The following is a 24,591-nucleotide window of genomic DNA, read 5'->3' as shown; positions in this document are numbered from 1 at the left end:
ATGCCAAAGTTTGCGGCTAACCTGTCGACACAGTTCACCGAACTGCCTTTTATCGAACGCTTTGCTGCGGCTGCCGCTGCGGGCTTCGAGGCGGTGGAATTTCTGTTCCCCTATGAATATCCGGCGGCGCAGCTGAAGCAGTTGCTGAACGAGAATCAGCTGCAGCTGGTGCTGTTTAATACCGCACCAGGCAACGTCGCGGCGGGCGAGTGGGGCGTATCTGCCATTCCGGGACGCGAAGCGGAGGCGCGAGCGGATATCGATCGCGCGCTGGAATATGCGCGTGCACTCCATTGTCCGCAGGTACACATCATGGCGGCCACGCTGCCAGAGGGTGCCGATCGTGAAGCCTTTTGCCAGACGTTCATCAGCAATATGCGCTACGCCGCCGAGCGCTTTGCACCGTACAACATCGATCTGCTGATTGAGGCGCTGAACCCGCTGACCAAACCCAACTATCTCTATGCCAGCCAGTATCAGACGCTGGAGATGGTAAAGCGCATCGATCGGCCTGGCGTCTATACCCAGCTGGATCTGTTCCATGCGCAGTTGGTTGACGGCAACCTCAGTCACCTGATTCGCCACTTTGCTGGCTGCTATCGCCACGTGCAGATCGCTTCTGCGCCCGATCGGCATGAACCGGACAGCGGCGAGATTAACTATCCGTGGCTGTTTGCGTTGCTTGATGAGGTGGGATACCGCGGCTGGATCGGCTGTGAATACTTTCCCCGCGGCAACACGCTGGACGGCCTGGGCTGGTTTCAGCCGTGGGCAACGCGCCGTTAACGCCAGGGCGGCAGGCAACTGCTGCCCCGTTCCTGTCTGCTGATAACAAAACTTTTCCTGAGGTTTACCATGTCGACCGCGTTGCTGTTAGCCATTGCGACCGCCAGCATTGTCATTTTGCTGCTGCTGGTTATTAAAGCCAAAGTTCATCCTTTTGTTGCCTTGCTGATAGTGAGCCTGTTTGTGGCGATCGCCACCGGCATTCCCGCTGAAAAAATCATGGAAACGATCACCAGCGGCATGGGCGGATTGCTCGGGCATATCACCATTATCATCGTGCTGGGCGCCATGCTCGGCGCGGTGATCGAAGCCTCCGGCGGCGCTGAGTCGCTGGCGCAGCGCTTCAGCAAATCGCTGGGTATCAAGCGCACGGTGGCCGCGCTGACCATGGCGGCGTTTATCCTTGGGATTCCGGTGTTTTTCGAGGTCGGCTTTATCATCGTGATTCCGCTGATTTATGGCTTTACCAAGGTGGCGCGCGTCTCGCCGCTGAAGTTTGGTTTGCCGATGGCGGGCGTAATGTTAACGGTGCATGTCGCCTTGCCAACCCATCCGGGCGCAGCAGCGGCGGCGGGTATTCTGCATACCGATATGGGCTGGCTGATGATGCTTGGCATCGTGATTTCGATTCCGGTGGGCATTGTCGGTTATTACGTGGCGAAGCTGATGAACCGCCGCCATTTTCAGCTTAGCGTTGAGGTCCTTGAGCAATTGCAGATGGCGAAGCCAGAAGGCGCACCGAAAAAACATGAGCCTGCACCGCCGGGTGCGCTGACCATTAGCGGACTGATCGTGGTGCCGATTGTATTGATCGTGCTGGGCACGCTGTCGCACACGCTGCTGGATGAAGCCAGCATGCTGCGCAAAGTGATGACGGTGATCGGCACACCGCCGATTGCGCTGCTGATTGCGCTGGCGCTGGCCGCCTGGCTGTTGGGGCTGCGCCGCGGCTGGAGCAAAGACAAGCTGGAGCAGCTTACTGCCCACGCTATTCCTGGTTCTGCCAGTGTGATTCTGGTGGCGGGCGCGGGCGGCGCTTTCGGCAAAGTGCTGGTGGAGTCGGGCGTCGGTAACGCGCTGGCCCTGACGCTGGAGGCGCTGCATCTGCCCCTGATGCCCGCGGCGTTTATCCTGTCGCTGGCGCTGCGCGCCTCCCAGGGGTCGGCCACGGTCGCCATTCTCACCACCAGCGGCCTGCTGGCACAGGCGCTAACCGGCGTCAGTGAGATGCAACGGGTGTTGATTACGCTGGCGGCCTGCTTCGGCGGCCTCGGATTATCGCACGTTAATGACGCCGGATTTTGGGTGGTCACGCGCTATCTTGGCCTGTCGGTCGCCGATGGCCTGCGCACCTGGACGGTGCTCACCACGATGATGGGCGTCTGCGGTTTTGCCCTGACCTGGTTGGTCTGGGCGATGGTATAAGGCAAAATAATCCCCTCAGCCGAGGGGATTATTCGTTACGAAACCAGTTCGCGCGCGTACTCATACAGCGCTTTCAGCTGCGCTATCTTATCGCTGTCCGCCTCATGCAGGCTGGCCAGCGACTCAAGCTCCAGCAGGAAACTCTGCACCCGCTCCGGATTCAACACTTCCCGACGATGCTGCAACCAGCGCTGCTGTTCAGCATCATCCAGCGTGCCGGGAAAGTTGCGCGCCCGGTAGCGAAACAGCAATTTCTCAATGCGCGCATCGTTGAACGTCAGATCCAGCGCTGGCAGATTCTTCGCCTCAGTCTGCTGCAAAATGGTCATGGCGGCTTTATCGGCATCACTGAAAAAGCCGTTATAGATCTGCGCGTCAACATCCTCGGACGGGGTAAACGGTTCAGCTTCAGCAAACAGCGCCACCACTTTTTCACGGATGTCGCTTTGCTGGCGCAGCGTTGCCAGATTATTCAGGCAGTGCTGGCGATCGATGTCCAACCGTTGCGCATCTTCCGGCCGCAGCGTATTGGCGGGCGCCAGCACCGGGCATTTATTGATGTGCACCAGCTTGATCGGCACCGCCGCTTCACCGTTCAGCGCATCGGCGCGAGTATAAAGCCGCTCGCGCAGGGCGTCGGCATCCAGCGTCAGCAAGGGCGTAATATCGCCAGCCAGATCGCAAACAATCAGCGCGTTACGATTTTCCGGATGCCAGGCCAGCGGCGCGATCCAACTGGTATTGCCGCGCCAGGCGCCAAACATGCCGGAAATATGCAGCAGCGGTTTCATCTGCGGGATATCAATCAGCGTATTGAGTTTCTGCTTGTTGCGATGGCTAAACAGGAAGTCGAATAGTTTGGGCTGCTTCTCTTTTACCAGCCTGGCCATGGCGATAGTGGCGTACACATCTGACATCGCATCGTGCGCATTTTCATGCGCCACGCCGTTGGCTTTGGTCAGCAGCTCAAGGCGGAAGCTGGGAAAGCCTTCTTCATTTTCCGGCCAGTTAATGCCATCGGGGCGCAGCGCATAGCAGGCGCGCATCACGTCGAGCAGATCCCAGCGCGAATTACCGTTTTGCCAGCTCCAGGCGTAAGGATCGTAGAAGTTGCGATAAAAGATATTGCGCGTCACTTCATCATCAAAACGCACGTTGTTGTAGCCCACCACGCAGGTGCCCGGCACCGTAAACAGCGCATGAATCCGCGCCGCAAACTCCACTTCACTGATGCCGCGCGCCTTCGCCAGCTGTGGCGTAATGCCGGTGATCATCACCGCCTCCGGCTGCGGCAGATAATCATCCGCGGGCTGGCAATAAAACACCTCCGGCTCACCGATGATATTGAAATCCATATCGGTACGGATACCGGCAAACTGCGCCGGCCGATCCAGCGACGGGCTCTTGCCGAAGGTCTCATAATCGTGGAAAAGGAAGGTAGGTTGTACGTTTTGGTTTGCCAAATTTTTTATCCGTTCACATCTGTTTGCTAACGTATTGAAAGCGCAGTGACAATTTCGATTTGAATGCCCGCCTGCGCTCTCATGTGTTCTTTGATGTTCGCTATAGTCCATACAACATTATGTAAGCAGTTGGAAAAAAGCCGATTTTTACTGCGTACAAAAAATAATTATGCTTTTAAGCGACACTAAACTTCCTTCTCTACATGGTAAACCATATTCAGGCTCTCCAGAAGTTTCGGATGCGGATGGCCTGAGCGCGCGTAACTCTCCCAAAGGCGTTATCACGTTTCAGTATCGTTACCGGTGGGGCGGAAAACCTCACAGGCTTGGGTTGGGCCGATACCCATCGCTCAGCCTGAAAGATGCAAGGAACCTCGCTGAGGAGCTACGGCCAGCTTTATAGCGCCGGTAAAGATCCGAGGACACACCTTGAGAAGATGACGGGTGATGACACGATGACCGTCGGCGATTGTCTCAAATACTGGAAAGAGCAGTATGTTGATGTTCCACTGAGACCCAAGACGCAGGCTCTGTACACATCCACCGTGATCAAGCATCTTTCAGATGCCTTCCCCGGCAGGCCAATCAGCGAAATATCCGTCAAGCAGTGGGTTGATTTCTTCTCCCGGCAGGAAAAGGAGAACCCACGCCGGGCGCGCCAGCTGCTATCTCAAGCGAGGACAGCCTTAAACTGGTGCATCAGGCGTCAAGTTATCGATAGCTGCGCAATTATGCGTATAAGTCCGCGTGATGTTGGTGTCAGGTCAGAGACGGGAAGCAGGGTTTTAACGTACAGCGAGCTCGCCAGAATTTGGGTTGGAATAGAAAGAAGCACGGCTGCCACCTCTAATAAACTTCTGCATCAAATGCTGATTTTGTGGGGATCGAGGGTATCTGAATTGCGCCTGGCGGAAAGGAAGGAGTTTGATCTTGAGGAGGGAGTCTGGACCGTGCCCAAAGAGCACAGCAAGATGAATACTGTGATTCGTCGGCCCATCTTTGAGCAGATCAAACCGCTACTTGAGCGCGCGATGGAAACTTACGATCAGATTTTGTTTCCAGGGGCAGACATAAAACAGCCGATAACCATATCCGCGGCGAATCGCTACATGCTTCGGATTCGGGAGGGAATGGATATCGGCTACTGGCGCGCACATGATTTCAGAAGAACATTGGTAACGCGCCTTTCCGAGGATGGCGTCCAGCCGCATGTTACGGAGAAAATGCTTGGACATGAGTTGGGCGGGGTGATGGCCGTCTACAAAAAACATGATTGGATTGAAGATCAGCGCACGGCGTATGAGCTTCATGCAGATAAGCTGTTCTGGCATATCAGGAAGCTTTCTGATTAGTTCCGCCATTAATTATCCAGTCATCAACCGCGCTTTCAAGATACGGCTTGGGGCGCGTTCTGACAGGCTTCGGGAAATTATGCATCTGGCAATATTTCCACATAGTTGTGCGTGAAGTGACGTGCAACTTTTTCATCACTTCCTCTTCCTGAATAAGTTTTACTGAAGACATAGTTACTCCTCTGGCGGTCTGCCGCCGCTGAATACAGTGATAATTAAAAGGTCGAGTCCAAGCCATAACCAGAACTCAGCCGGGGGGAGGCAGGAAAGGAAATGGTGTTCATAATGATTTAGTCAGGATGCTGAATGCAGTTGCAGCCACTCGACGTAATCTGGGTCGGCATTCAGGCTAAGGACTTCCTCTCCGCCATTCTGCAAATGTTGCCAGCCCGGCTAGTCCTCCAGATTGTGCCGATGCTCTCCCTTTCTCGCTCTGCACCAGGCTATGCCATGCTTGCCCGAGGCGTAGGCAACAAGCCAGATTCGGTCGCGGTTACGCTCGTTTGAGATAGCTAATCTTCATGGCTGGCTCTCCAGTAAGTTGAGAAGGGCGCGCAAGCCAGTGCAGAGGCGGCGGATGATTCGGTCGAGTTGTGACATGTTAAAGCTGAATCCATCCATGTGGGTAGCCCCAGCGACGGCGTAAGTCTGCATGGGTGATTCCTTGGTGTTGATAACTGGTTAAATCAGTAGGTGATTGAGGTGTGAGGGATATTTCCGTCTTTAATCTGCATAAGGACGTCGATAGCCTGAACGCGATTAAGCCCTGCGCATTCCATAAGAGCACTAACGACTGCTGTCCCAATTTTTTTACGATGCGCCTCGTTGGCTGCGCGCGCAGCCGCTTCATCGGCGATGCGCTTTTTTTCAGCCAGGCGTGCCGCTTCTGCTTCGGCTGCCTGCCGGCGCTCAGCTTCGATAGCTTCCTGCTTCTCAAGCTCGGCGCGTTGCTTCGCTTCGATAAGCTGGCGCTCCGCCTTCTCGGCTGCTTCCTTTGCTTCGCGTTCTGCACGCTCCAGCGCTGCAATGCGATCGCGCTCTGCCTGTTCTGCCTGAGCCTTGAGAGCGGCTTCACGTTGAGCCGCGGCCTCGCGCTCACGCTGTGCGGTTTCTTCCACTTCACGACGGGCTTGCTCTGCCGCCTGACGCTTCAGCTCTTCTTCACGCGCAATGTGCTGGCGCTCTGCTTCTGCTTTGACCTCTGCTGCCTCACGGTCAAACTTATCGTTGAGCAACAGAGCTAATTCATGGTCAGTTTCAACCTGTTTTTTGAGCGCTTCCGCTGCGGCGGCCTGTCGGCTTCGATGCGCTGGCGCTCTGCTTCAGCAGCTTGCTCGGCGGCAATCCGTTCCTGTTCCCATTCCGTAAGAGGGCGGCGGACTTCATCACGCAGCGAATCGCACTTAATAATGAACCGGCGCAACTCGGTCTCGAAAATCTTTGGCTGTTCCTTCAGACGTTTCAGGAACTCGCGGCCCGGTTTTTCAACAGCCGTCTTGCTGCGGGAAACCTGCGCTGCCAGAGAAGCAACTCGAGCACGACCTTTAGCAGTGCTCAAATCCGGCACTTCGTTTACCTGCAGGCGAATCTGGTCGAGAAATTTTTCTAGGCCGTTCTCTACATACAAAGTTGGCACCTGTTCAGGCTGCACGTCAAGCAATGCTAAATCTATGATTTCCCCCATCTGATTCTCCTTTTTTAAACAATAAAAAATCCGGATGTTAATCCGGCCTTGATTTAAATTAATAAACTATCTATTAAATTATAAGTGTTTACTTTTAAGTTTTAATAAAACTGCTTACTAAGAACTGGATTGAACTATCTTTTGCAATTCTTTGTGCTTCAGCTATTATTTTGCTCTCAAAGTTTTGATTCTTGTCAATGATTATATCTTCATCCTTGATCATGAGTGTATACATTGGTATATATTCAGATCTGTAATTCAAGTAAGTTTTTATATTTAACTTAAAAGAAACTTTACTTGATAAATGTTCGGGTGTTATTGCTTCGTCACCAGTGAGCCCCCGGCTGTCATTGACATCCTTAGCAATTTTCCCCAGAGCTGCATGAAGTTCTTTTGAAAAGTTGTTAGGGTCAACGTCTATCAAGTTTATTGCTGCCGGTGTTTTTTCTTCTGCATTCCGTAGAGTGATGTTCATACCTCTACTTTCACTATAGACTTTTCCTAAGTTCACATGACCCACGGTAGTGGTCAAAATGCTTTATTTAGCCTGTATCTTTTCTTTTTGTAAAATAAGACCACTATTCACCATTGCTGAAAAAAACACGGCTATTCCTAAGATGATTGAACCCGATACTACTGAAATCCCTATGCTTCTGTTTTTCATGATTCCATGCCCTATTGTGATATTAGAACGTTAAATTCTACTAAGAATTAACAGCTTTAAATCATCGAATAGGCTTCATAAATCGTCTTTATTAGTGCTTTCTCTTGCAATAAAGCTGATTATCTAACGGTGTAATCATGCTGAGTATACGTCTTATTCAAAGGCTACTTAAAGGCCAAAATCGTGGGTTATTTTTAATATGAGTTGCATCTTTGCGAATGTTGCGGTGTCCGGCCTGATACAGGGCGACATCTGGTAAACACAGAGCGCCACTCTCATGCTTGGCCCGAAGAGAGGGAACGCTGGTTACTCTGGCTAGGTGTTAAGCTGCAACCCTTAGAAAGCTTCGTGAAGGCGCGATTAATCTTTCGGGCGTAAGTGTCAACCGATCCATCTTGCAGTGCCTCGTTTCCGCATAACGTTTTTAACGCACAGAAGCGTGTAGCGCTGCTAACAGTGGTTACAAAAGGCAGTAGCGGTGAGGCTGTAGGCGCATCAACAGCAACACTGAAAATGGATGGCGGTTCTATTTTTCTGGTAGGCGGACCAGCATCAGGAAAGGTGCGGATCACTGCACTCTTTAATGAGGCAGAGGATTCAGGCTGGGAAGTTGGTGAAAGCAGGAGCGGTTTGCCCGCCCCTGTTTATTATCTAAGGATTTGAGGTGGTTAGCTTTTTATTCCAGACAAATACAGTTAAACTGTTGTGCTTTATAACATCGTCAGGCTGGCCATATGCTTTTATAGCCGCATGCTTCAGCATGTCATCGTGAATGATGATGAACCGGTTATTATCACCGTACCAGGATTCCTTACTTAGCCAATCTCTTCTGATGACATGTTCGGCATCATAATTGATCGGAGCAACCTGTACCTGCCCATAAACGGATGTAGCCGATGCAAACCAGAACTCAGCATAGCCGTGCTTAAGCCCTTTATCATAAAGAACCTGAGAAAGTTCCTTCAGTCCATTCGATGCCTTCGGGCGGTGAATGGTTTCTTTTATATGATGAACAGAAGGGATAAGCGCAAGAATAGCAAGTAGGAGGAAAACACGAGCGTTATTCAACAGCGGTGTGTTAATGCGGCTGATTAATATAGTGCCGTAAATAAAGAATGGGAGAATGTAACGAATTGATGAAACACCAACAGAAACGTCACTTAATATATAAGCCACTGGCATAATAAGCGTTGCGACCAGAAGGAATACGTCTTTATTGTCTTTAATTTTAAACGCGCGCAAAGCTACTATGAAAATGAATGCAGCAATAATAAAAAAAGACAAGCATCTAATTACTGTATCTTTTTCTCGTGGGTCGCGACCATAAAAATCTGCATCAAATAAAGTCATTACGCCGAGGAATAAATCACTGATATTCTTTCCAATGCCTTCAAGCGTTGCAAATTTGGTTGGTTGTACTCCCGGCACTACAAAGCCGTAACGCAGGAAAAGTGCATTGATCAGCATCGCAGTAGCAACCGAGAGAACGCTTACGGCGAGGACAACAGACCAGCGCTTATCGTGTTGTGAGCGAAGGATTGATACCACAACTACTGCCAGCGTCGGAACGAGAGAGATGTACAGAGCAATAGTGTCACTAAAGTAGGCCAGTGCCAGTATGCAAAACATCCCGGCCAGGACGGCTTTGCTCCCGTTGCTCACATACCGACTGGCTAAGCAGTACGCAGCCAGGCAGAAGACATATGTCCCCACATGAATAAATGGTGTTAATACGTTCCTGGCCATAAAGAATGTTGGCGCACCCAGCATGAAAAGGGTAAATACAGCCGCAACTTTTTTATTCTCAGATGAAAGTATCATCAATGCGCACAAAATCGCCAGAATAACAGCGGGCATGAAATAAGTAATATTATATGAATAACCACTAACTAAAATTGCAGTTACATACCATACTATTTCTGTAAAATAGAATGATACTGTTGAAAGACTCCAGCCTGAAAGAAGGATGTTTCCTTTCGACATATCCAGAGCCTCGACCATGCCTGAAGCCATATCTGAGTTGATTTCGATCCGTTGCGCAATCCTGAAATAGAAAGATATCATTAACGAAAATATAGCTAAAGCCACCAGGTAAAATATGGCTGAGTGCCTACTTATTTTCATGATTTATACCTTCCTTAACGATATATCTAGGGCGTTCTTTTGTTTCGATGTAAATTCTGCCAATGTATTCGCCCAGCACCCCTATCCCGATAAGCTGAACACCACCGAGAAACAAGATAGAAACTATTATTGAAGGATAACCATTTACAGGATTACCGAATATCAGAGTATCTATCACCATGAAGGCCCCGTACAGAAAAGACAAGCCAGCAACGAACAGCCCAATGTAAGTCCACATACGGAGGGGGAAAGTAGAGAAAGATGTGATTCCCTCCAACGCAAGATTCCACAGCTTCCAGCCATTGAATTTACTTTCGCCTGCAACGCGCTCAGCGCGGCTGTATTCCACAACCTCAACATTTCCTCCCACCCAGCTCAGTATGCCTTTCATGAAAAGGTTACGCTCTGACATCGCTTTAATGTGGTCCGCTGTATTGCGTGACATTAACCGGAAGTCGCCGACATTCTCTTCAATGGTAGGGCTGCTTATTTTATTATGCAGGCGGTAGAACCACTCAGCTGTTTTACGTTTCATATGGCCATCTGTGCTGCGGTCGGTACGCTTTGCCAGTACTACATCAGCGCCCGCTTGCCACCTCTCAATGAGTTGCGGAATAACAGATATAGGGTCCTGCAGGTCGACATCAATCGGAATAACTGCATCGCCAGTGGCATGTTCTAGGCCAGCGAAAAGAGCCGGCTCTTTGCCAAAGTTACGAGTGAATGAGATTGCCTTAACAAGCGCATCGGAAACGGACAGGGCATTAATTATCCCCTCGGTTCCGTCCTTGCTTCCATCATTGATAAAAACGATTTCAACCTCATGCCTGGTTAATTCCCTGCGCACTGCCTGGTAGAAAATGGGTATCGTTTCCTCTTCATTGAAGACCGGAACGACGAGAGATATCTTCATTTTTCCTCCCTGAAAACAATATATTTTGAATAGAAGAAGCCCATGACAAGGCTTACTACTGAGAAAGTGATAAGCGTGACGATAGAAGGCATGTGAAGGCTGTCACTCATCTGTCCTACCGAAGCAGCCATAGCCCCCATGAAACCCAGATATATAAGATAGCGACCTGTCGTGGCCGTGCCTTTGAAAGTGAATTTTGCGTTGGCGAAAAAGGAGAACGTTACCGCAATGAAAAATGCAGACATATTTGAGAATGCCTGGTTAACTCCGGCAGCATGCACGGCAAAGAAAACGGCCCAATGCACAGCGGTGTTCATCACCCCTACGGATGCATATCTTACGAATAGTTTATACATATTATCTTCTTGAGTTATTTACGGATAAATCTTACCACCTGTTAATGGGATGGCAAAGATGTGCCAGCCTTTCGTAAATAATCTTGCGAGACCACACCGCCGACGCGCTACTGGTTTGGCCGGACGTATGCCTTTTACTTCTGGCTTGAGTTCGGGCAGCCGACATCACTGGCGCAGGGGATCGACTATCTGCTGGTGCTGGAGAGCATTGAGCCGCAACTGGAAGTATTCGATGATGACCAGTTTGGCCTGCCGTTTTGAAAGATGAGTGCGTTCAAAGCAGAGGTAAGAAAAATCCTTTGCGTACAGTAATGCGTACCAAAAGAAAAGCATGGGTTTTAATAGCTATTTAAATCATACATTTATGTTGATATGCGCATAATCGTGGAAAAGGAAGGTAGGCTGTTGGGCTGTTTTTGACAAAATGGTATCCGGTTCAGAGGGCTGGATTGAGGTAATAAGCGCTTATTATACCCAGGAATTGGCATCCTTGTTATCAAACGGAACATTGGCGGAACCCGCCGCGCATTCTGGCCGCGTTTTTTTTCGACACCTTACCTGAGGCCTTATCCAGCCGGGGCGAACCATTATTCCTTGCCTGCAGCCTTCCGCCAGCACCCTAATAATCAAACCACACCCTTCAACCCGCTTCCCTGCGCTGATCTTCTTCATGCGCACCATAAATCTTGTCGATGCCGAGCCGTTTTACCGCAGGCTGCCATTGTTGCCTGCCGCAATGTTCGCAATGATCTTCCGGCGGGCATTGCGCATTGACCACATAGCCGCAGTGTCCGCAGGCAAAGCAGTAGTCCACCGCGATACGTTGGGTAAACGTTTTGCTCTGTTCCGGCAGTAGCCATAATCCCGCGCGGGGTTGCCGATACAGCAACAGGCTAACCTGGCCAGAGGGTTCCAGCCAGGCACGGCGCACTTCGCCGAGGTGCTGAACCCCCATTGCGCGCAGTTCGGAAAACGCCCGATGGCGTGATAGCTCGGCGTGCTGCAAGTGCTCCAGCGCCAGCCGTCCGTCCATAACCAGCGGCGTGGCATCGCCCTGGGTCAGGGTCTCTACCCGGCGATAATAAAATGAGCACAGCGACAGCAGGCGAAAACAGCCCAGCAGCGTGATCAGCAACAGCAGGGTGGTCAGAATGCCTTTATCAGGCGTCTGCAGCGGCGCACCAATTGCCGCGCCGAGCATCACCATGATCGCCAAATCGATGATGCTCAGCTGTCCGGCAAAGCGGCGGCCCATCAGACGCAAAACCAGCAGCAGCACCAGATAGATGACCACAAAGCGCAGCATGACTTCAGCGGCAAAGCTCCACGGCGCTTCGCCCATCAGCCATCTGTTCAGCCTCTCCATGATTAATCCTCCACCGAGACGCAGGCTGGCAGCCAGTGTTGCGCATGGCAGCGGGTGCAGGCGCAGTTTGGAGCCGGTTGCTGTTCAATGACATGACCACAGGATGCACAGGCCAGATGCCCGTCATCCTGCATGGCGGCCAGCAAGGCTTTATCATCGTGCGGCACAATCGGCAGGCCCGGCTGCGGTGTGTCGCTCCAGATCAACGTCAGCGCGCCAGAAGGCTCAAGATAGACGCGGCTGAGCTGACCAAGCTGCTGCACGCCACGACAACGCAGCAAAGAGAACATTTTTTCGCGAGAGAGCACGGTGCCGCGCAGCGTATCAAGCTGTAGGCGGCCATCCTCCAGCGCGATGCGTTCCGGCCCGACCAGCAGCCGATCCACAGAACGATAGTGCAGGCTGATATGGCCCATCAGATGCTGCATCGCCAGCAGGCCGATTACGATCAGCAGCGGTGGCAACAGGCCGCGCTTATCGTCCAGCAGTGGCACGCCCATGGTGCCCGCGAGGGTAATCACCGCAGAGAGTTCAATCAGCGTATATTGCGAGGCGACGCGGCGACCCAGCAGGCGCAGTGCGACGATGATAATGACAAAACAGATCAACGCGCGGATCACCACTTCAAGTAAAAATAGCGGAGGATGGCTGCCCAAAACCAAACGGGTGACATCCGAAAGTGAAATATCAACCTGTTTCATGACGACTGCAACTCCAGACGGTAATCATGGGAACAGTGATTATATCCGCCCGGCAAGAGCTTGCCCGCCAGCCACCCTCGCTGCCGTTTTGCTTGCTGGCCGCCGCGCCTTGTGGCATCGCCACTGGCCGATTATGTAAAAAATCATAAAAAAACCCGGCGGGTGCCGGGCTGTTAAGGGTTAGCGTATCAAAACGACAGGGTGACGCCTGCGTACCAGGCACGTCCCGGTTCGTTGTAGGTCGAGGCACCTTCGTTCTCGCGATAGACGCGCTTATCCAGCAGGTTATTGATACCCGTGGTGGCACGCAGATTTTTGGTGAGATCGTAATTAAGGTTCAGACCAACCACCGAATAGGCAGCCACTTCGCGGTTGGAGAGCGTGCCCGCTTCGGTACGAATCTCGGCATACTCGCGCGGCTTCTGGCGGCCATACATCGTCCAGTTCACATTGGTGGAGAACTTGTCGGTTACCTGCCAGTCGAGCTGCGTATTGATGGTGTATTCCGGGATGATCGACAGCGGATTGCCGGTTTGCTTGCTCTCGGAGGTGATCATCCAGGTGGCATTAGTGCGCCATTCCAGCGTATCGCGAATCACCGGCACGCTCAGATTGCCTTCCAGACCTTCCACTACCGCCTTGCCGCCATTCTCCCAGCGCAGAATGTTGTAGCCGTTGGAGGCTCTGCCCACCCGATCGGTGCCGGAGACGATTTTGTTTTTATAATCGTTGCGGAACCAGGTGACGCCCGCGATCCAGCCGTCATGCGCAAACTCAAGGCCAACTTCTTTGTTGATGCTGATCTCCGGATCCAGATCGTCATTGCCCAGCAGATAACAGCTGCCGCTGGTCAGGGTTAACGGACAGCCGTTGCCGCGCGTGGCCAGCAGATAGCCTTCGGTGGACTGATAAAGGTTCGGTGCCTTGAAGGCGCGCGCAATGCCCGCTTTCAGGGTGAAGTTATCGCCGAGGCTCTGGGAGAGGTTCAGGCTCGGACTCCAGTTACCGCCAAAGCTATCGTGATAGTCGAAACGCAGACCGGGAATCAGTTCGGTAGAGGAGGTGGCGGCAATATTATCTTCCAGATAGATGCCGCTGAGGTCGGCGCTGTTTTCGCTGCTGCGTCCGGCAGGATCGCCGGACGTCCCGCCGATGGTTACGCCCGCCGCATCAGTAGCTGACATTGAAGCGGGATCGTTCAGCCGATCGCGGTTCCATTCTGCGCCCAGCGTCAGCGTATGGTCGACCCACAGCTCAAACGGCACGTTAACTTCGCCATTGACGCGATAGCTCTCCAGACGGCTGGTGTTGAAGCTGTTGTCGTTGATGATGCCCTCAACGCGGCCGGTCGAGCCTTCGGTCAGGCGGGTATTATTGGTTTTTTCATAGTTGAAACTGAGCGTTGACTGTCCCCAATCCCAGATGCCGTTATGCGCAACTCCGTAGCTCTGACGATAAAGACGATTGGTCTCATGGCCATACAGTGATTCTACCAGGCCATTCGGGCTGGCGTTAGCGTTGCTGTACTGCGTATCACCGGCGTAAATATTGCCCTGGCGGCTGTAGCCATAGCTAAAATCCACCACCTGCAGCGGCGTGATTTTCCACGATAGCAGCGCATTGATATCTTTATTGCGCACACCTTCGCGACCGGCGGCGTAAGAGCCGTTTTGCTGATTGTTGATATCCCAGGCGTCGGCATCGGTTCTGTTGATGTTGCCGTAAAGGCGCATGGTCAGCGCGTCGCCGGCCAGCGGGCCGCTGAGATTGAAGTTGGCGCGGCGGGTGTCGCCTTCGGCATCATCTTCCGGCTGGTTGGTAAACAGCGACAGCGAGCCGTGCCAGTCACGGGTAGGGCGTTTGGTAATGATATTGACCACGCCGCCCGCGGCACCGGAGCCATAGCGCGCCGCAGCGGGGCCGCGCAGCACGTCGATGCGCTCCACCATTTCCGCAGGCACCCAGTTGCTGTCGCCGCGCGTATCACGCTCGCCGCGCCAGCTGTAGCGAACGGCGTTGCGCGAGGTGACCGGCACGCCATCGATCAGAATCAGGGTATTTTCCGGTCCCATGCCGCGAATATCGATCTGGCGATTGTTGCCGCGGCTGCCGCTGGCGCTGTTACCGGTGAGGTTGACGCCGGGCATTTTGCGAATGATATCGGAGAGATCGTTTACCGGCGGGCTCTTTTTGATATCTTCCGCGGTGATCACCGAGGCGCCAGGCTGCTGCTTCAATTCCTGCTCGGCGGTCACGATCATCGCCTCGTCGGCGGCAAGGCGTTCTGTGTCGTCAGCGGCCAGCGTGCTGGTGCTGACCAGCACGGTTAACAGCAGGGCGGCAGGGCGTTTTTTGTCATGTTTAGTTACATTCACCGGGGGTTTTCCTGTACCTGGAAACAATTAGAAGCGAATGCGCATGATAATGATAATAATTATCATTGTGTACACCCGGAAATGAATCTCCTTTATTTCCTCACGATTGCTGATAAAACCAGCGATTAAGTTCATCGCCCGGCCTGAAAAACCGCCTCGCGGCGGGCGCAGCGGCGCAAAATTTAGCGCCAGCGTCATCATTCATATTTTCTTGCAATTGCCCGCGACAAAACGCCGCGCTTTGCCGTACAAAGTGCGCCGGAGATTTATTTTTTAGATGAGGAAGTTGTGTTGAAAAGGCGTCTAAGTGTTTCGTTATCCGTTGTTGTGGCTCTGATTTCTTCGGCATATGCCGATGACGATACGATGCCTTTCCCCCTGACGCCACCGGCGATCGATGCCGCTTCCTGGGTATTGATGGATGCCACCACCGGGCAGATCCTCACTGCGGGCAATCCTGATGAGCGGCGCAATCCGGCCAGCCTGACCAAACTGATGACCGGCTATGTGGTGGATCGGGCAATCGATCAGAAACGTATCACGCGTGATGACGTGGTGACCGTTGGCAAAGACGCGTGGGCTGCCGGTAATCCGGAGTTCAAAGGCTCGTCACTGATGTTTCTCAAGCCCAACGAGAAGGTCAGCGTGCGCGATCTGAGCCGCGGCGTCATTATCGATTCCGGCAACGATGCCTGTGTGGCGCTGGCCGACTACGTGGCGGGCAGCCAGGCCAATTTCGTTACGCTGATGAACCAGTACGTCAGCAAACTGGGCCTGGCAAACACCCATTTTGAAACCGTGCACGGGCTGGATGCGCCTGGCCAGTTCTCCACCGCCCGCGATTTGGCAAAACTGTCGCGCGCTATTATCGCTGGTGAGCCCGATTTTTATCAGATGTACAGTGAGAAATCGCTGACCTGGAACGGCATCACCCAGCAGAACCGCAACGGCCTGCTGTGGGATAAAACCCTGCACGTTGACGGCCTGAAAACCGGTCATACTGCCTCGGCGGGCTTTAATATCATCGCCTCCAGCGTCGAAGGCCAGCATCGCCTGATCGCGGTGATCATGGGCGGTAAAAGCAGCAAAGGCCGCGAAGAGCAGGCGCGCAAACTGCTGACCTGGGGACAGAACACCTTTGATACCGTGCAGCTGTTCCATGCCGGGAAAAAGATCGGCGATGAGCAGGTCTGGTACGGCAATCCGCATCAGGTCGCGGTGGGCACGCAGCAGGACTATTATCTGTCGGTGCCGCGCAGCGAAGTCAAAGACGTCAAGGCCACCTACGTGATCGATCGCCCGCTGCTGGAAGCGCCGCTGAAGGCGAATGAGCCGATCGGCACCATCAAAGTGCTGGATAAAGGCAAAACGCTGGCCACCTATCCGCTGGTCACGCTGAACGCGGTTAACCAGGGCGGTATTGTGACGCGTATCGAAGATTATCTGAAGCTCAAGCTGTAACGCTGGCGCGCGGCAGCACAAGGTTGTAACGTTGATGTTGCCGCGCGTTACCGCGTTGTAAAATATAGAGAAATATCACCATAAAGCCGCGCTAATCCCGGCGCTCAGGCGTAAGATAGCGCGTAAATTGTTCGCTATTATGGAGCCTGCCTTGCGTCCCGATAAGCCGATATCGGCCTTTGAATTCCGCCTTTACCGACATTACCGCATCGTTCACGGGGTGCGCATCGCCATCGCCTTCATTCTCTCTTTTCTGCTGGTGCGCCTGACCGATATTCCGGAGGGCACCTGGCCGCTGATCACGCTGGTGGTGGTGATGGGGCCGGTTTCCTCGTGGGGAAATGTGTTCCCGCGCGCGATTCAGCGCATTGGCGGTACCATCGCCGGTTCACTCTCCGGGCTGGTGGCGTTGAAACTGGAGCTGATTTCGCTGCCGTGGATGCTCGCCTGGTGCGCGGTAGTGATGTTTGTCAGCGGCTATCTGGCGCTGGGTAAGCAGCCTTATATGGCGCTGCTGATCGGCATTACGCTTGGTGTAGTGGTGGGTTCACCGGCAGGCGATATGGTTACCGCACTGTGGCGCGGCGGCGATGTGATCCTCGGCTCGCTGCTGGCGCTGTTTTTTACCAGCATCTGGCCGCAGAAAGCCTACATTCAGTGGCGCATCCGCCTGGCAGAAACGCTCACCTCAACGGCAAAAATCTATCACGCCGGTTTTTCCCCCAATGTGGTACAGCAGCCGCGTCTCAATAAACCGCTACAGCGGGTGCTAGCCGACGTGGTGAAGCTGCGCGCGCTGCTGGAGCCAGCCAGCAAAGAGACGCGTATTCCGCGCTCGGTAATGGATGCGATTCAGACGGTGAACCGCAACATCGTTTGTACGCTTGAGCTGCAAATCAACGCCTGGTGGGCATCACGCGAAAGCCATCTGATCCTGCTAAACGCCCCGGCGCTGCGACGCGCCCAGCAGATGAGCGAGGCAACGCTGCGCAATCTGGCTGAGGTACTGATCAGCGGCGATCCGGAGAAGGTGGCGAGCAACAGCCACGAGCTGGCTGAAATCGCCAGCGAACTGCGTACGCTGATTAACGCCGCTAAAATTGGTGAGGGTGTGGAAACGCCGATTCACGGCTACGCCTGGCTGAGTCTGGAACTGGCTAAGCAGCTGGAAAGGTTAAGCGATCTGATTCGGCTGGCGCTGCGCAAATAACAACATACTGTGTGGAAAGGTATTTTCGCGCTAATATAAGCACCAGTCCGAATTTAAATGTGAAAATTGCCATCGGTGTCGGCGAGCCGCTAAGCTGAAGGCTGAACTTGTTACGCCTGCTCATGCAGGCCCAATCAAAGGTGTCATCATGGAAAATGCTAAGCAATCATTTCAGGACGTGCTGGAGTTTGTACGTATGTTCCGCCGCAAGAACAAGCTGCAGCGCGAAATTCACGATAACGAGAAGAAGATTCGTGACAACCAGAAACGCGTGCTGCTGCTGGATAACCTGAGCGAATATATCAAACCTGGCATGAGCGTTGAGGCGATTCAGGAAATCATCGCCAGCATGCGTGTGGATTACGAAGATCGCGTTGACGATTACATCATCAGAAACGCCGATTTGTCGAAAGAGCGTCGTGATCTCTCCAAGCGCCTGAAGGCGATGGGCGAGCCGAAACCGCAGTAATCGACCGTCCCTCATCCTCATTGCAGGATGAGGGAATGCTATTCGTGGCGCGGCTTCCGCGCCCGCAGCCTCTGCGCCAGCCTCGCCAGCTCATCGGCAATCTCCTTCTCTTCATCAGCGATACCCGCTCTGGCGGTGGTCTCGCGAATCACCAGTTCCGTGGTCAGCGGCGGCGCCTGCCAGCTGCGTTGTTCGATATTCGCGACCAGTTGCAACACACTCTGTTGACCAAGCTGCCGTAAATCCTGACGTACGGTGGTCAACGGCGGCTGATACCAGGCGCTTTCCGCCGTATCGTCGTAGCCCACCACCGACACATCCGCCGGGACCCGCACGCCGTGTTGATGCAATGCGCGCAGAGCACCGAGCGCCATCTGGTCGTTAGCGGTCAGCAGCGCATCGGGCAGGTTATCCGGCAGCAGCGTTAGCATCGCCTGATAACCGGCGCGCGCGCTCCAGTCGCCTTCTAGCACGCTGTGCGGTTGCAGCTGATGTTCCGCCAGCACCTGTTGCCAGACGTCAAAGCGCTGTTTTGCCGCAACAGAAGAAGCGGGGCCGTTGAGCAGGGCGATGCGCCGATGACCGAGCGCCAGCAGATGTTCAGCACCCAGACGCGCGCCCCATTCTGCCGAACAGACGCACTGGGCCACCGGCGCATCCGCTGCCACGTCCATAAACAATGCAGGCAGCGTCGCCAGCAGTTCGCTCAGCTCACAGGCGTCGGCGGTGTGCAGCGACAGGTTGAGCAGCAGGCCATCTACCCGCTGAGCCAGCAGTTCGTTGACCGCTGCGCGCGCCGCGTCAACACCGGGCGCATCGGCCATGGCAATCACCAGCTGATAACCCTGCGCCGAGGCTTCATGTTGAATGGCCGAAGCGATCTGCGCCGGTGCCTGCAGCACCAGATCGCTGGTCGCCAGACCGATGGTGCGCCGGGTTTTGCCCGCCAGCTGTTGAGCAACGCGGTTGGGCACGTAGTTGAGCTGGCGCATTGCCGCTTCCACCCGCTGCCGGGTGTCGGGTGCCACCTGCTGCGAGCGGTTTAGGACGCGCGACACGGTCTGATATGAAACGCCAGCCGCACGGGCCACGTCGTCGAGCGTCACCGAGCGGGATGCCATGACCTTCTCCTGAATAATCTGCGGTGGCGTTATGCCTGTCGTTGCTGTTGCCAGACGTTAAGCTGCGTCCATGTCGCGCTGAGCAGCGGCGTTGGCACGCTGTGTCGCTGCGCGCGCTCGACCAGATCGCCAATAATTTGCTGCGCCTCGATGGCGTTGCCCTGCATCAGATCGCGATACATCGATGAGGTCATCGGTTTATCAGCCTGACACAGGCTTTCCAGCAGGCGCGCGGTGACGGCGGGGCGATCCTCATAGCCGGAGGCGACCAGCGTCGCCAGCACCTCGGCAAACAGCGCGCCGATCAGCTGCTCGCCCTGCGGCGCGGCCATGACCTGCGCGGTATCGCCGCGCATCAGGCAACATACCGCGCCCAGGCTGGCCAGAAACAGCCATTTCTCCCACAGTTCGCGCTGCACGTTATCGCTGAGCTGTGCCTCGATATTCGCCTGACGCAGCAGCCGATCAAGCTGCTCAATGCGGGGCGTCATCTCGCCGGAGAATTCACCGTAGATCAGCTGATGCAGCGGCGTCATCTGCACAATCTGCTGCTGGTCATTCAGCGTGGCGATGATTTTGCACAGGCCGCCCACAATGCGCGCCTCACCAAAGCGCTGGCGCAGGGTGGCAATATGCTGCATGCCGTTGAGAATCGGCATAATCATCGTCTGCTCGCCGACCGCCGGGGCAATATCGTCCATTGCCTGGTTCAGCGCGAAGCTTTTCACCGAGAGAATTATCAGATCGAACGGCTGGCTGAGTTCATGTGCCTGCAGCAGCTGCGGTTTGAGAGTCAGATCGCCGTGCGGGCTGATGATCTGCAGGCCATCGCGCTTCAGCTGTTGCGCGCGCTGCGCCCGTACCAGAAAAGCCACATCCAGCCCGGCCTGCGCCAGTCGGGCACCAAAATATCCGCCGGTTGCGCCAGCACCGACCACCAGAATACGCATCCTTCTCCCTCCGTTATTGTCAGCAGAAAGGCATAACCTGGCAGATTACCCGGCCCGATGCCAGCCGCGATCGACCAATACAAAAAGCCCGCTCGGGTTTCCCTGAGCGGGCTTCTCTAAATTTGGCTCCTCTGACTGGACTCGAACCAGTGACATACGGATTAACAGTCCGCCGTTCTACCGACTGAACTACAGAGGAATCGTGTGAACGGGGCGCATATTATCGGGCAGGTTACGCCTTGTCAAAGGCTGATTTCATAAATTTTACTGATTGCTGAATAAAACGGCAATCTGCGCGTTTTACCCTTGCCATGCCAGCGTCATCTTTAGCGACTATGGTTAGAAAGCGCCCTTTGACCGCGCCGGAGAGAAACCATGAACCAGCAACTGCAGGCTATGATTCAACACCGCGTGGCGCAGGCCATGCCGCAACCGCAAACGGTGATTACCGGCGGGCAAAACGACCTGTTGCCCACCGCCTTTATGACTCAGGGCGTGGCCCGCGCCCGGGCGGTGGCGATGATCCGCGAAGATGGCGTGCCGAAGGGCACTGGATTTCTCATTCCCGGCGGGCTGTTTGTCACTAATCATCATGTGCTGCCGGAGCGCCCGGCGCCGGGTAAGATTACGCTGACCTTTGGCTTCTGGCTGGATGAGCAGGGCGTGGTGCAGCCGGGAACGCTGTGCGAGATTGACGCCGAACGCTTCTGGCTGACCAGCCCGCTTGCTGCGCTGGATTGTACGGTGGTGGCGCTGGGTGCTTTTCGTGACGGCGGTCGCGGCGATCTGCCGCTGGCAATTCCGCTGGTGGCGGGCATGGCGGAGCCGGGCGGCTACCTCAATATCATTCAGCATCCCGGTGGCCGGGCGCAGCAGGTGGTGCTGCGCAATAATGTGCTGCTTGCTAATCCGAAACCCTGGCTGCATTACGCCTCTGACACCGAAGCCGGTTCGTCCGGTGCGCCGGTATTTAACGATCGCTGGCAGCTGGTCGGCGTGCATCACGGCAGCGTACCCGATGCAGAGGGCCAGCGCATTAATGAAGGCCTCGCCGCCAGCGCGCTGATCGCCTGGCTCAGCGAAATGCTGCCGCAGTTGCCGTCACCGATGCAGCCGCAGTTACAAAACGCCCTGCGTGGCGATCTGCATGCGCAGCCGCTGGTCGGCGCGCCGGACAGCTATTACGCCAACCGCGACGGCTATCAGCCCGCTTTTCTTGGCGAGCAGACGGTGACATTGAAGGATATTGTGGCACCGCGGGCGGCAGAGGTGGCGCCCTTGCTGGATGGCCGCAGCGGCAGCGATGCCATTCTTAACTATGAACACTTTTCGCTGGTAATGCATGCCAGCCGTCGACTGGCGTTCTTCACCGCCACCAACATCGACGGCGCGCGTTATGTGGCAATCGATCGCGCCAGCGGTCAGCCGTCGCTGCTTGCCGAGGCGGACAGCTGGGTGGAGGAGAGCCGCCTCGACAGCCGCTATCAGACAGGCCAGGCGTTTTACCGTGAATTCAGCCGCTGGTTCGACCGCGGCCATCTGACGCGCCGTAGCGATCCGACCTGGGGCACGGCAGAAGAGGCGATGCGCGCTAACCGTGACACCTTTCACTTTACCAACTGTTCGCCGCAGCATTTCCGCTTCAATCAGAGCCTGAAATACTGGCAGGGGATTGAACGTTATATTCTGGAATTCGGCGTATTGAAATCTAAAAACCGCATTACCGTGCTGACCGGCCCGGTGCTTAACGGCGACGCGCGACCCTACGGCGAGGTGAGCGTGCCGCTGCTGTTCTGGAAAGTTGTGCTACGCATTGGCCCGGACGGAGAACCGCAGGCGACCGCGCTGATCGCCTCGCAGGCGGCATTAATGGATGAGCCGCGGCGCTTGCTGGCGCGCACGCCGGCAGAGAGCGCGCCGGATGTCGATGAGTTCCGTATTACCGTTGCCGGTCTGGAGAGCCTGACCGGACTCGATTTCTCCGCCTTTCGCCACTGGGATAGCTGGCAACCCGCTCCGGCGCTGCGTGCCGATCCGCTGCCCGCCGCGCTGATCCTGGCATGGGAAGATCTGCTGTAGCGGCAGGCGTGATGCGTGACCGCACGGTGATCACAATTATTTCATTTTATCATTGTCGCTGCGATAAATGAAATATAGATTTCATCTGATTACTCATTTATCAGGAGCGCAGCATGAAAAAGGTCCGCATCGGCATGATTGGCAGTGGCTACATCGGTCGCTGTCACGCGATCGCCTACGCACAGGCGGCAACGGTCTTTGCGCTAAAGGGCGAAATCGTGCGTGAAATGCTGGCGGAGGTGAATCCGCAGCTGGCGCAGGAGAAAGCCCAGGCGTTTGGTTTTACCCGAGCCACCGGCGACTGGCGCGAGCTAGTCAGCGATCCGCAGATCGATGTGGTCGATATCTGCGCGCCTAACTTTTTGCATAAAGAGATGGCGCTGGAGGCGATTCGTCACGGCAAGCACGTCTACTCAGAGAAGCCGTTAGCCCTGAGCGTCGCCGATGCCGAAGCGATGACCCGTGCCGCGCAGCAGGCAGGCGTGAAAACGCTGGTGGGCTTTAACTACATGAAAAACCCCACCAGCCAGCTGGCGAAAGAGATTATCGCCCGCGGTGAGATTGGCAAGGTGGTGCATTTTTACGGCACGCACAACGAGGATTATCTGGCTAATCCAGCCACGCCACGCGACTGGCATTGCCAGCAGGCGCTGGCCGGGTTGGGCGCGCTGGGCGATCTGGCTGCCCATATCGTCAATATGGCGCACTATCTGGTGGGCGGCATTACTGAGGTCAGCGGCGACATGCAGACGGTGATCACCGAGCGGCCCGATCCGCAGGCGCTGGATCGCCTGTTGCCGGTGGAAAATGAAGATCAAGCCAGCGCGCTGCTGCGTTTCAGCAACGGTGCGCATGGCGTCATCGAAACGTCGCGTATCGCCTGCGGCAGCAAAATGGGCTTAACCTATGTGGTGACCGGCACCAAAGGCACGCTGCGTTACACCCAGGAAAGAATGGCGGAGCTGGCGCTTTATCTGCATGACGACGAGGCGGGGCGGCAGGGTTTTAAAACTATTCTTACCGGCCCGGCGCACCCGGATTATGCCAATTTCTGCGTTTCAGCGGGTCACGGCATCGGCTTTAACGATCAGAAAACCGTGGAGATCCGTGATTTGATCAACGGCGTGGCCGCGGACGATCCGATGTGGCCCGATTTTGCCGAAGGGTTGCAGGTTTCAAAAGTGCTGGAAGCGATTGCGGTATCAGCGAAAGAACGGCGCTGGATCAACGTCTGATCCTGCGCCGTAAGCGTTAGTCGGCCATCGTCTGCCACCAGAGTTTATCGAGCGCGTAATATTTATCGCGCTCGCTTTCTGGCTGGTTCAGATCGCGGTGCCAGGGCTTCGCCTGGATATAGTGCAGGTTTTTAATCTCTTCAACTTTACAGCTGGCGGCATGCTGATAAGGCAAGGTTTTTAATGCGTTATAAACCCACGAAAGCGGCTGCCAACGCCCGGCGAACACCTCATTCAGCAAATCCTGTTCAGAGAAGGCATAAGCGGAAAGATCGTCAATGGCCGCAATGCTGTTGGCCAGCGCAGCAAATTGCGCGTCGTCTGGCGTCAGCACCAGGAAGCCGCCGTTAAGGTAGTTATCCAGCGACGCCGGAGCGGGCAGGGCGCGATCCTGCCAGGTGTAAAAGCAGTTTTCCGGCTGCCAGCTGGCGGGATAACTCGCCACCTTATTTGGGTTACAGCGGCAGGCGTGGCAGGCGGCAATCTCGCCGGGCGCCAGCGGCTGATCAAACAGCTCATCCATGTTTTTCAGCACCAGCATATCGGCATCGAGAAACACCAGCCGACTAAACTCGGTAAGCTGCCAGGCGCGCAGCTTGGTCCAGACTTCGCTGAATTGTGCCGAGGCGTAATGCTGTTCCAGTTCGGTTTTTGGGGCCAGCGGTTCCACGGCACGCAGCAGGCAGCCCGCCTGTTGCAGGCGCGCACGGTCATCTTCACCAATGTTGTCGGTCACCATCACCACCAGCGGCCAGGCGCTCTGGCTCTGCTGGAGTGATTTGTGCAGTGCCTGCACCCCAATCAGGTATTCCGGCTGGGTAAGCAGCGTAATCCAGGCTTTCATGTCATCCCTTTAC

Annotated in this window: 22 protein-coding genes, 1 tRNA gene and 1 pseudogene; 9 read left to right on the top strand and 15 right to left on the bottom strand. The window is 54.8% G+C overall.

Annotation, left to right across the window (positions count from 1 at the left end; genetic code table 11):
- Positions 1–786, top strand: a complete 786-nt coding sequence (locus EM595_RS11515; RefSeq protein WP_067431966.1) for an HPr family phosphocarrier protein — start codon at positions 1–3, stop codon at positions 784–786.
- A gap of 69 nt (positions 787–855) precedes the next feature.
- On the top strand, positions 856–2,211 hold the full coding sequence (locus tag EM595_RS11510; RefSeq protein WP_067431963.1) for a GntP family transporter: 1,356 nt from the start codon (positions 856–858) through the stop codon (positions 2,209–2,211).
- A 35-nt stretch (positions 2,212–2,246) separates the two neighbouring features.
- Here the strand turns inward: EM595_RS11510 and sbcB are convergent, their stop codons facing one another.
- Complete coding sequence (sbcB, locus tag EM595_RS11505) at positions 2,247–3,674, bottom strand: exodeoxyribonuclease I (protein WP_067431959.1); 1,428 nt, start codon at positions 3,672–3,674, stop codon at positions 2,247–2,249.
- A 169-nt stretch (positions 3,675–3,843) separates the two neighbouring features.
- Between sbcB and EM595_RS11500 the strand changes: the two are divergent.
- Positions 3,844–5,026 (top strand): annotated as a pseudogene (locus tag EM595_RS11500) (tyrosine-type recombinase/integrase).
- On the opposite strand, the gene EM595_RS11495 reads toward EM595_RS11500, so the two are convergent.
- Entirely contained in the window at positions 5,007–5,198 is a 192-nt protein-coding gene (locus tag EM595_RS11495; RefSeq protein WP_067431957.1) for a helix-turn-helix transcriptional regulator, read from the bottom strand. The pseudogene EM595_RS11500 and the gene EM595_RS11495 overlap by 20 nt on opposite strands.
- A gap of 532 nt (positions 5,199–5,730) precedes the next feature.
- Here EM595_RS11495 and EM595_RS21530 point away from each other — a divergent pair.
- Complete coding sequence (locus EM595_RS21530; RefSeq protein ID WP_419190138.1) at positions 5,731–6,270, top strand: hypothetical protein; 540 nt, start codon at positions 5,731–5,733, stop codon at positions 6,268–6,270.
- Here EM595_RS21530 and EM595_RS21525 read toward each other — a convergent pair.
- The 9 genes from EM595_RS21525 to EM595_RS21125 all read right to left on the bottom strand — a co-directional run bounded on the left by EM595_RS21525 (position 6,267) and on the right by EM595_RS21125 (position 15,410).
- Entirely contained in the window at positions 6,267–6,710 is a 444-nt protein-coding gene (locus EM595_RS21525; protein WP_336606614.1) for a hypothetical protein, read from the bottom strand. The two genes, EM595_RS21530 and EM595_RS21525, sit on opposite strands and share 4 nt — an antisense overlap.
- 94 nt (positions 6,711–6,804) lie before the next feature.
- Positions 6,805–7,185, bottom strand: a complete 381-nt coding sequence (locus EM595_RS11480) for a hypothetical protein (protein ID WP_067431949.1) — start codon at positions 7,183–7,185, stop codon at positions 6,805–6,807.
- An 840-nt stretch (positions 7,186–8,025) separates the two neighbouring features.
- A complete protein-coding gene (locus tag EM595_RS11475) occupies positions 8,026–9,498 on the bottom strand; it encodes a hypothetical protein (RefSeq protein ID WP_067431946.1) in 1,473 nt (490 codons plus the stop codon).
- Positions 9,485–10,411 carry a glycosyltransferase family 2 protein gene (locus EM595_RS11470; RefSeq protein WP_067431943.1) on the bottom strand — a complete coding sequence of 309 codons (927 nt, stop codon included), beginning with the start codon at positions 10,409–10,411 and terminating at the stop codon, positions 9,485–9,487. Before EM595_RS11470 ends, EM595_RS11475 begins: the two co-directional genes overlap by 14 nt.
- Complete coding sequence (locus EM595_RS11465) at positions 10,408–10,767, bottom strand: GtrA family protein (RefSeq protein ID WP_067431941.1); 360 nt, start codon at positions 10,765–10,767, stop codon at positions 10,408–10,410. The genes EM595_RS11470 and EM595_RS11465 overlap by 4 nt, the downstream gene beginning before the upstream one ends.
- A 640-nt stretch (positions 10,768–11,407) precedes the next feature.
- Positions 11,408–12,133 carry a DUF421 domain-containing protein gene (locus tag EM595_RS11460; protein WP_067431938.1) on the bottom strand — a complete coding sequence of 242 codons (726 nt, stop codon included), beginning with the start codon at positions 12,131–12,133 and terminating at the stop codon, positions 11,408–11,410.
- 2 nt (positions 12,134–12,135) lie between these two features.
- On the bottom strand, positions 12,136–12,834 hold the full coding sequence (locus EM595_RS11455; protein ID WP_067431934.1) for a DUF421 domain-containing protein: 699 nt from the start codon (positions 12,832–12,834) through the stop codon (positions 12,136–12,138).
- A 188-nt stretch (positions 12,835–13,022) separates the two neighbouring features.
- Complete coding sequence (locus EM595_RS11450) at positions 13,023–15,158, bottom strand: TonB-dependent siderophore receptor (RefSeq protein ID WP_419190153.1); 2,136 nt, start codon at positions 15,156–15,158, stop codon at positions 13,023–13,025.
- 78 nt (positions 15,159–15,236) lie between these two features.
- Complete coding sequence (locus EM595_RS21125) at positions 15,237–15,410, bottom strand: hypothetical protein (protein WP_157883878.1); 174 nt, start codon at positions 15,408–15,410, stop codon at positions 15,237–15,239.
- A gap of 90 nt (positions 15,411–15,500) precedes the next feature.
- Here EM595_RS21125 and dacD point away from each other — a divergent pair, with 90 nt between their 5' ends.
- The 3 genes from dacD (at position 15,501) to EM595_RS11435 (ending at position 18,349) form a co-directional block, all read left to right on the top strand.
- Positions 15,501–16,670, top strand: coding sequence for a serine-type D-Ala-D-Ala carboxypeptidase DacD (dacD, locus tag EM595_RS11445; RefSeq protein WP_173645373.1), 1,170 nt, complete (start codon positions 15,501–15,503; stop codon positions 16,668–16,670).
- Between the two features lie 151 nt (positions 16,671–16,821).
- Positions 16,822–17,880: an FUSC family protein gene (locus EM595_RS11440; protein WP_067435425.1), complete on the top strand. Its 1,059-nt coding sequence runs from the start codon at positions 16,822–16,824 to the stop codon at positions 17,878–17,880.
- A 148-nt stretch (positions 17,881–18,028) separates the two neighbouring features.
- Positions 18,029–18,349, top strand: a complete 321-nt coding sequence (locus EM595_RS11435) for a DUF496 family protein (protein ID WP_067431926.1) — start codon at positions 18,029–18,031, stop codon at positions 18,347–18,349.
- A gap of 38 nt (positions 18,350–18,387) precedes the next feature.
- Here EM595_RS11435 and EM595_RS11430 read toward each other — a convergent pair whose 3' ends face one another.
- The 3 genes from EM595_RS11430 to EM595_RS11420 all read right to left on the bottom strand — a co-directional run bounded on the left by EM595_RS11430 (position 18,388) and on the right by EM595_RS11420 (position 20,619).
- A complete protein-coding gene (locus tag EM595_RS11430) occupies positions 18,388–19,470 on the bottom strand; it encodes a LacI family DNA-binding transcriptional regulator (protein WP_067431923.1) in 1,083 nt (360 codons plus the stop codon).
- A gap of 29 nt (positions 19,471–19,499) precedes the next feature.
- A complete protein-coding gene (panE, locus tag EM595_RS11425) occupies positions 19,500–20,420 on the bottom strand; it encodes a 2-dehydropantoate 2-reductase (RefSeq protein ID WP_067431920.1) in 921 nt (306 codons plus the stop codon).
- Between the two features lie 123 nt (positions 20,421–20,543).
- Positions 20,544–20,619 (bottom strand) — tRNA-Asn (locus EM595_RS11420).
- 176 nt (positions 20,620–20,795) lie between these two features.
- Here EM595_RS11420 and EM595_RS11415 point away from each other — a divergent pair.
- Positions 20,796–22,499 carry a DNA/RNA non-specific endonuclease gene (locus EM595_RS11415; RefSeq protein ID WP_071852515.1) on the top strand — a complete coding sequence of 568 codons (1,704 nt, stop codon included), beginning with the start codon at positions 20,796–20,798 and terminating at the stop codon, positions 22,497–22,499.
- A gap of 113 nt (positions 22,500–22,612) precedes the next feature.
- Positions 22,613–23,734 (top strand): Gfo/Idh/MocA family protein, encoded by a 1,122-nt coding sequence (locus tag EM595_RS11410; protein ID WP_067431915.1) that lies wholly within the window; start codon positions 22,613–22,615, stop codon positions 23,732–23,734.
- Between the two features lie 16 nt (positions 23,735–23,750).
- On the opposite strand, the gene EM595_RS11405 is transcribed toward EM595_RS11410, so the two are convergent.
- Complete coding sequence (locus EM595_RS11405; RefSeq protein WP_067431913.1) at positions 23,751–24,578, bottom strand: glycosyltransferase family 8 protein; 828 nt, start codon at positions 24,576–24,578, stop codon at positions 23,751–23,753.
- Between the last annotated feature and the right edge of the window lie 13 nt (positions 24,579–24,591).

It is taken from the genome of Duffyella gerundensis (assembly GCF_001517405.1).
Taxonomy (GTDB): Bacteria; Pseudomonadota; Gammaproteobacteria; order Enterobacterales; family Enterobacteriaceae; genus Duffyella; species Duffyella gerundensis.
This window is presented reverse-complemented; position numbering and strand designations above follow the sequence as displayed.

Bases quoted from the DNA above. Each gene is read 5' to 3' on its own strand.
- EM595_RS11515 (WP_067431966.1), top strand. From the start codon at position 1: ATGCCAAAGTTTGCGGCTAACCTGTCGACACAGTTCACCGAACTGCCT.
- EM595_RS11510 (WP_067431963.1), top strand. From the start codon at position 856: ATGTCGACCGCGTTGCTGTTAGCCATTGCGACCGCCAGCATTGTCATT.
- EM595_RS11495 (WP_067431957.1), bottom strand. From the start codon at position 5,198: ATGTCTTCAGTAAAACTTATTCAGGAAGAGGAAGTGATGAAAAAGTTG.
- EM595_RS21525 (WP_336606614.1), bottom strand. From the start codon at position 6,710: ATGGGGGAAATCATAGATTTAGCATTGCTTGACGTGCAGCCTGAACAG.
- EM595_RS11480 (WP_067431949.1), bottom strand. From the start codon at position 7,185: ATGAACATCACTCTACGGAATGCAGAAGAAAAAACACCGGCAGCAATA.
- EM595_RS11475 (WP_067431946.1), bottom strand. From the start codon at position 9,498: ATGAAAATAAGTAGGCACTCAGCCATATTTTACCTGGTGGCTTTAGCT.
- EM595_RS11470 (WP_067431943.1), bottom strand. From the start codon at position 10,411: ATGAAGATATCTCTCGTCGTTCCGGTCTTCAATGAAGAGGAAACGATA.
- EM595_RS11465 (WP_067431941.1), bottom strand. From the start codon at position 10,767: ATGTATAAACTATTCGTAAGATATGCATCCGTAGGGGTGATGAACACC.
- EM595_RS11460 (WP_067431938.1), bottom strand. From the start codon at position 12,133: ATGGAGAGGCTGAACAGATGGCTGATGGGCGAAGCGCCGTGGAGCTTT.
- EM595_RS11455 (WP_067431934.1), bottom strand. From the start codon at position 12,834: ATGAAACAGGTTGATATTTCACTTTCGGATGTCACCCGTTTGGTTTTG.
- EM595_RS21125 (WP_157883878.1), bottom strand. From the start codon at position 15,410: ATGATGACGCTGGCGCTAAATTTTGCGCCGCTGCGCCCGCCGCGAGGC.
- EM595_RS11435 (WP_067431926.1), top strand. From the start codon at position 18,029: ATGGAAAATGCTAAGCAATCATTTCAGGACGTGCTGGAGTTTGTACGT.
- EM595_RS11430 (WP_067431923.1), bottom strand. From the start codon at position 19,470: ATGGCATCCCGCTCGGTGACGCTCGACGACGTGGCCCGTGCGGCTGGC.
- panE (WP_067431920.1), bottom strand. From the start codon at position 20,420: ATGCGTATTCTGGTGGTCGGTGCTGGCGCAACCGGCGGATATTTTGGT.
- EM595_RS11415 (WP_071852515.1), top strand. From the start codon at position 20,796: ATGAACCAGCAACTGCAGGCTATGATTCAACACCGCGTGGCGCAGGCC.
- EM595_RS11410 (WP_067431915.1), top strand. From the start codon at position 22,613: ATGAAAAAGGTCCGCATCGGCATGATTGGCAGTGGCTACATCGGTCGC.
- EM595_RS11405 (WP_067431913.1), bottom strand. From the start codon at position 24,578: ATGAAAGCCTGGATTACGCTGCTTACCCAGCCGGAATACCTGATTGGG.